General features: G+C 63.8%; 1 protein-coding gene. It reads right to left on the bottom strand.

The window, feature by feature from the left end; genetic code table 11:
* Positions 1-103 precede the first annotated feature (103 nt).
* Positions 104-583: IS66 family transposase (locus ACOYQJ_RS26250; RefSeq protein ID WP_422908824.1), on the bottom strand; the 480-nt coding region annotated here is incomplete at its 5' end.

Here is a 583-nt window from a genome sequence, read left to right as displayed (position 1 = left end):
GTAAGCGACGGCCACGCCCCATTGATTTCGCACTTGCTCGGTGTCGCGGCGGGATGAAGCGGAGGACGGTCGGTAGCTCGTCAGGGACTACGAGACGAGGTCCCTATGCACCCCGGCCTTGCTGGGCGTAGGCCCAAGGCATCAGGGCCTCGATGTCTTGGGCGAGATGTCCGTTGGCGAGTTTCGTGAACAGAACGCGCAAATACGCATAGGGTTCGACGCCGTTCATCTTGCAGGTGCCGATCAGGCTGGCGAAGCGGGCCCAATTGCGGCCGCCTTCGTCGTGGCCGGCGAAGAGCGCGTTGCGGCGGTTCATGGCCGGGCTGCGGATGGCGTTTTCCACGAGGTTGGAGTCGATGTCGACGCGCCCATCGTCCAGGAACAGGCGGAAGCCGTCCTGACGCTTCAGCATATAGGCCATGGCCTCGCCGAGGTCGGATTTGCGCGACACGCGTGCAGCCTGCGCCTTCAGCCAGGTGAAGAACTCATCGACCAGTTGGCGGGACAGGTCCTGCCGGACGGCCAGACGATGATCCGGATCGGACCCGCGGATGGTATCCTCGATCTTGTAGAGCGCCGCGAT

It is taken from the genome of Pacificoceanicola algae (assembly GCF_049341065.1).
Classification (GTDB): Bacteria; Pseudomonadota; Alphaproteobacteria; order Rhodobacterales; family Rhodobacteraceae; genus Pacificoceanicola.
This window is presented reverse-complemented; position numbering and strand designations above follow the sequence as displayed.